Here is a 5,478-nt window from a genome sequence, read left to right as displayed (position 1 = left end):
CACTCCCCATGTCGAAAGCCAGCAACAGCTGGTCTTTCGCCATGCCCAAAAACAGCAATTAACTGCTGGGGTAAGTAGCAACCTAGTTCGCGGCGTCTTTGACCACCGTGATCTGCCAACCGGCGTTCTGGTTTTGAACGAAGTCCTTTACACCGTGGCCGTTGTCAGCAGCCCACTGCGGAATGGACTCAGTTGCCTGGGTGCAGTCGAAATCAATGATGAGCTCCTCACCCGAATCCAGCTCGGAGATCGCTTGCTTGGCCTCAATCAGCGGGAATGGGCACACATCCCCCAGGGTGTCCAGGACGTATCGGCCACCGCCCAGCGGACGTGCCGTGGTGTCTTGCTTCGGCTTGGTCTTCAGCGCGACACCTCCGGAGGCGGACACGATGTTGAATGCCGGTGCGGCTTCCTCCGCTTCAGTTTTGTCGGACGCAAGCCCAGCAAGCTCAGGGTCACTGATGGACTCATCCGTGGTGTATACACCCGCGTCAGCAGAGCCCTGCTTCACGCCGGATGGCTTCAGCCACAGCTTGGCACCGACGTACACGCCTGCTGCGATAAATGCCATGGCTACCCAGCCCTGGTAGCTGAATAGAGAAGTCTGAACCATGCCGTTGCCCACGGTGCATCCACCGGCCAGGGACGCGCCAACCCCCATGCCGATTCCGCCGATGACTGCGCGCACTGATGTACGCCCGTCGGGGACGCGGAGACGGAACTCGCCGGAAGCTTTTGCAGCAATGTAAGAACCAACCAGTATGCCCAGAACTAGCAGGGTGCCCCAGTTGAAGTATTCAGTTTCACCGGTAGTGATGTAGCTGGTCAGATGCGCCGACGGTGTAGTGATGCCCAGGCCATCATTTCGTCCGGTAGCGGCGGACAGCGGCCATGCGAGCACGCCAAGAAGCCCGATCGCGGCACCAGCGGTGTACGGATGCAGTGGCTTGCGGTACCACGGCTGCTCCAGCGTCACCTTCGGGTTGGCAGCATCGCGGGCAAGGTAGAGCTGCGCAAGATAAGCAGTGCCCAGAGCCAGTGGGATAGCAAACCACCATGCGGAGATTCCGAAGGTCTGCGGCAAAGTAGTCCACCCCGTGTCCCATTCTTTCAGCTTGTCATTGAAACCAGAGAGGAAGCCACTTTTCATCGCGGACGCAGACAACCCGTAGAAGAGTAGTGCAAACCATGAACCAACCAGCCCTTCACCGGAGCGATACCAAGTACCTGAGGCGCAACCACCGGCAAGGATGATCGCCATACCAAAGATGAAGCCACCAACAGCAACAGCGATGGGGGCGAAAGTACGGTACTCCGGTGAAATCACACCGAGCGATGTCAAAGCGGCAAGACCGATCGCGTGTACCGCAACTACGATAAAGAATGCGACGAGCCCGCGCCCCTGCTTTTGCAAGAAGACGTCACGCAGCATGCCCGTCACGCAGAATCGTCCGCGTTGCATCACCACGCCGAGGGCGACACCCACTGCTAAACCAGTAAGAATCATGGAAGCCTCCAGTGTTTCTGTTGAACTAATAAAACACTGGAGAGTCTACAAAGCACATACAGCTCTGTCTATAGCGACCCTTCGTCTAGCGGACAATGCTGTCTGTAAAAGGATAGAAAACCATTCCTGAACAGGCACTAACGCCAATGAATAAAAAGAAAGCCCGCTCGGCAAAACGCCGAACGGACTCGCTTGTACTACTTAAGCCGAAACGCAGGTTTAGTTCGCGCCGTTAATGCGGGTGGTCGGGTGAACATAACCGGTTTCCTCCCATGGACGCGGCAACACAAGGTCGTCGCCGTAGGGGCTGGAAGCTGCGGCCAACTTGGAGTTAATCTCCGTCACTGGGTGGCCATCACCCGGGGTGTGTGCAGGCCACGCCGGGTTAATCTTAGTCATGTTGTCAACGTCTTTAGCCATGTACATCATTCTTTCACGCCAAGGCCAAAAACGCACGTAGAATCACCCCCGCAATGACTACGTTCCCTGAAGCGCTCGCTGATTTCACCGACGAAGAGCTCCGCACGCTCATTCTTCTGCGCCCGGAGGCGTTCTATCCTGCGCCTCCGTCCATCGCGTCGCTGGCCACTCGGCTCGCACTCCCGGGTTCCGCTGCGCGCGCATTACACCAGCTCTCCACCCCCGCTATCGTCCTCTTGGAGCGTCTCGGGGATGCGGGTGCTGAGTTCGCTCCGTTCGACGCGACTGAAGCAGACCTCACTCCCCTCCGTGAACGCGCACTCATCTACGGCCCCGATAATGCCGTGCGCGTTGCCCCCGGCGTGCTCAGCGCCATGCCCCAGGGCTGGCGCGTGGCGGAGACCGCGCCGGATGATGTGGAAGAGCTCGTGGCCGGCCTCACCCCCGCTGAACGACGCGTACTGGTCACACTGTCCGTTTCCGGTGGCCAGGGAACTACAAAGGCAGCTGCACCCGATGCGGACCCGAACACACCAATTGCCACACTCATTGCCAAAGGCCTGCTCGTCCGCGCGAACTCCACGACGGTGCGCCTCCCCCGCCCAGTGCGCGACGTTCTCCACGGCTATCCGCCGCGCAGCTTCCCCATGGAGGAACCGGTAACACCGGAGGTCGACCAAAGCGACGCGGATAAGGCAGCAACAACCCAGGGCCTTGATGCAGTGCGTCAGCTCCGCCAGCTCATCACGTCTTTTTTTGCAGGAACCCATCCCGCTGAACAAGGACGGTTCCGTCGGCGTTCGCGCGCGGACGAACCTGAGCAAAAAGCTCGGCTTCGATCCGACGCTTCTCATCACCATCGGTGAATCCGCCGGTCTCATCGGCCGCGGCAACGTGGATGACGTGGATGTTCTCGGCGCCACGCGGGATTCCCTGACGTGGTTGGATGCAACGTTGTCGGATCAGTGGGCGATTCTTCTTGCTGGCTGGGCCGCGTCCCCATGGCGGCTGGACACGGATGCGAAGCTGCTGTCGCCTGAGATGCGCTCGCCAGACGCACGAACAAATCGGCTCACCGTCCTGCGCCAGGCCGGCAATGTGCAGCGTTTGTTCTTCCACTCGCCTCTCGCAGCCACGCGCATATCCCCACAGTTCATCGAGGCCACAGCACAGGAAGCACAGTTCGTCGGCGCGCTCGATGCCACACCGGCTATCTCTTCACCGCTGAGAGCGCTCCTCAATCACGCTGATATCGCCGCCGCGACCAGCGAGCTCGTTCCACCACCAGTAGACACCCTCATCGCCCAAGCGGATATGACGGTGTTGGCTCCCGGCCCACTCGAACCGGAGATGGGCAACTTTCTGGAAAAGATCGCGGAACTCGAATCCCCAGGCGTAGCCAGCGTGTGGCGTATCACGGACGGCTCTGTCCGCAACGGCCTCGACAGCGGTCTCACCGCCGACGAGATCCACGCATGGCTGACAGACCACGTCCTCGGCGAGATCCCACAAGGCATCACGTTCCTTATCAGCGACACCGCTCGCACCCACGGCTCCATCCGCGCAGGCACAGCCATGAGCTATATCCGCAGCGCTGATCCGGCGCTCATTACCACGGCAGTAGAGAAACTCCCCAGCGTCCTCAGGCCCCTCGCCCCGACAGTGGCCGTCGCACAACTACCCCTGCCCAAGCTCATGGATGCCCTGCGCAAAGCAGGCCTGCAGCCAACAGCTGAAGACGAATCCGGCGCGCAGCTCAACATGGCGCCGGAACCAGCCCTCGTGCCCGCGACACCGTCACATTTGCCGCAGCAGACGTCGGTTTCAGCCGATCAAGCCGACCAGATCATCGCACGGCTGCGCTCCGACACCCCCGCGGATTCCACCAGCACACCCGCACCAACCACCACCGGCAACCCCCTGGAGACCCTCCGCGCCGCAGCGCGCGGGAGGAAGCAGGTGACGCTGGGTTACGTCGATAAGCATGGGCGTGGACAGACCCTGACAGCCCGCCCGCTGTCGGTGTCCGCCGGCCAGGTCGATGTCCACATCGCCGCAACCGACTCCGTCGTACGCATCGCCCTGCCACGCATCACCAAAGTGGTCATGGCCTAAAGACGCCAAATCCTTCAGCCCAATGACCACCTAAAACGAGTCCTGTCTTAAATTTTTTTGTTGCACCCGTTGACAGATTGTTGGGTTTATACAACACTCTATTGCGTGGCAGCACGAAAACAGCCGAAGAGTCCGATTCATAATCGGGTTCGCGTCTTGCGGGCGGAGCGCGACATGTCGCGCAACCAACTCGCCGAACTGATCGACGTGAACCCGCAAACCATCGGCGCTTTGGAGCGTGGTGATCACTCCCCCAGCCTCGATCTGGCCTTCCGGGTCTGCGAGGTATTCGACCTTCCAATCGAGGCAGTGTTCTCCCGCACCGAATTCGCCCCAATGTCGAAGGAGCTGTACCGCCCATGAGATCAACACCGCCTTTTCCCGGCGCGGAACGGGTACGCAACCAGAAAGCAACACGTGTTCTGATGGCGGCGTATTTCGCGGGCCTGACAGTCGCGGTGCTCCTCTTCATCGCTTCATTGGCCACGAATATGGATCCAACTGTGTTTTTGGTCTGCTACACCGCAGCCATGCTCGTTTCCATGGTGTCCTGGACCATCATCCGCGGAGCAAATGACCGCAAGGACCGTGTCCCGGAAGCAGAACTCGATGAATACGAGCGCGATGTTTTCACCACCTGGCGCAACCGCGCTTTCCGGATCATCTCAGCGCTCAATAACATTGGCGGATTCGGTTTCTGTATCTACGCATTCTTCGCCGGGGACACAGTGGATAGAACCGTGCTCCTCGCGGCTGGCCTGTACATGATCTTCACCTACCTATTCGTCTCCACCCTGCCCATGATCGGCTACGCGATCACCTTCAACCGCAAGGAGGACTGAAATGACCACTCTTGAAATCAGAGACCTACATAAACGCTTCGGCGACACACAAGCCCTGGACGGAATGAGTTTCACCGTCGGCGATGGCGAGCTCTACGGCTTCGTCGGGTCCAACGGCGCCGGCAAGTCCACCACCATGCGCATCGCGCTCGGTGTGCTCGAAGCAGATTCCGGCGAGGTGCTGCTCAATGGCATTCCGCTTAACGACGGCTCACGCCGCCACATCGGCTACATGCCCGAAGAGCGTGGCCTCTACGGCAAGGAAAAGATCCTTGACCAGCTAGTCTTCTTGGCCAAACTGCATGGCGTGGACGGTGCCACGGCGAAACAGCGTGGCACGGAGTTGCTGGAAGAACTCGGCCTCGGTGAGCGTGTGAATGACAAGCTCGATGACCTCTCGCTGGGTAACCAGCAACGCGTGCAGCTCGCTGCGAGCCTCATCCACGACCCGGAGATCCTCATTCTTGATGAGCCGTTTTCCGGCCTCGACCCCGTCGCCGTCGATGTCATGAGCACCATGCTCACAGACCGCGCCCGTAGCGGCGTCCCCGTGGTCTTCTCCTCCCACCAGCTCGACCTGGTTCAGCGTCTCTG

General features: G+C 59.9%; 7 protein-coding genes. 5 read left to right on the top strand and 2 right to left on the bottom strand.

Annotated elements, in window-relative coordinates:
• Positions 1 to 82: 82 nt before the first annotated feature.
• The gene (locus Q0X21_RS09910; RefSeq protein ID WP_034666165.1) at positions 83 to 1,507 is read right to left on the bottom strand and encodes a YeeE/YedE thiosulfate transporter family protein; all 1,425 of its coding nucleotides are present in this window, start codon (positions 1,505 to 1,507) and stop codon (positions 83 to 85) included.
• Between the two features lie 219 nt (positions 1,508 to 1,726).
• A complete protein-coding gene (locus Q0X21_RS09905; protein WP_297851716.1) occupies positions 1,727 to 1,927 on the bottom strand; it encodes a hypothetical protein in 201 nt (66 codons plus the stop codon).
• Between the two features lie 53 nt (positions 1,928 to 1,980).
• On the opposite strand from Q0X21_RS09905, the gene Q0X21_RS09900 reads away from it, so the two are divergent.
• From Q0X21_RS09900 to Q0X21_RS09880, 5 genes are all read left to right on the top strand, one after another.
• The gene (locus Q0X21_RS09900) at positions 1,981 to 2,793 is read left to right on the top strand and encodes a hypothetical protein (RefSeq protein WP_297851715.1); all 813 of its coding nucleotides are present in this window, start codon (positions 1,981 to 1,983) and stop codon (positions 2,791 to 2,793) included.
• Complete coding sequence (locus Q0X21_RS09895; RefSeq protein ID WP_297851714.1) at positions 2,684 to 4,042, top strand: helicase-associated domain-containing protein; 1,359 nt, start codon at positions 2,684 to 2,686, stop codon at positions 4,040 to 4,042. The genes Q0X21_RS09900 and Q0X21_RS09895 overlap by 110 nt, the downstream gene beginning before the upstream one ends.
• 105 nt (positions 4,043 to 4,147) lie before the next feature.
• Positions 4,148 to 4,405: a helix-turn-helix transcriptional regulator gene (locus tag Q0X21_RS09890; RefSeq protein ID WP_284856384.1), complete on the top strand. Its 258-nt coding sequence runs from the start codon at positions 4,148 to 4,150 to the stop codon at positions 4,403 to 4,405.
• A complete protein-coding gene (locus Q0X21_RS09885) occupies positions 4,402 to 4,884 on the top strand; it encodes a hypothetical protein (protein ID WP_297851713.1) in 483 nt (160 codons plus the stop codon). Before Q0X21_RS09890 ends, Q0X21_RS09885 begins: the two co-directional genes overlap by 4 nt.
• 1 nt (position 4,885) lies before the next feature.
• On the top strand, positions 4,886 to 5,478 hold a 593-nt coding region (locus Q0X21_RS09880; protein ID WP_297851712.1), incomplete at its 3' end, for an ABC transporter ATP-binding protein.

The sequence above is a fragment of the uncultured Corynebacterium sp. genome (assembly GCF_947253065.1).
In the GTDB taxonomy this organism is placed as follows: Bacteria; Actinomycetota; Actinomycetes; order Mycobacteriales; family Mycobacteriaceae; genus Corynebacterium.
This window is presented reverse-complemented; position numbering and strand designations above follow the sequence as displayed.

Excerpts from the sequence above, each read along its gene's own strand:
- Q0X21_RS09910 (WP_034666165.1), bottom strand. The coding sequence starts at position 1,507 with ATGATTCTTACTGGTTTAGCAGTGGGTGTCGCCCTCGGCGTGGTGATG.
- Q0X21_RS09905 (WP_297851716.1), bottom strand. The coding sequence starts at position 1,927 with ATGGCTAAAGACGTTGACAACATGACTAAGATTAACCCGGCGTGGCCT.
- Q0X21_RS09900 (WP_297851715.1), top strand. The coding sequence starts at position 1,981 with ATGACTACGTTCCCTGAAGCGCTCGCTGATTTCACCGACGAAGAGCTC.
- Q0X21_RS09885 (WP_297851713.1), top strand. The coding sequence starts at position 4,402 with ATGAGATCAACACCGCCTTTTCCCGGCGCGGAACGGGTACGCAACCAG.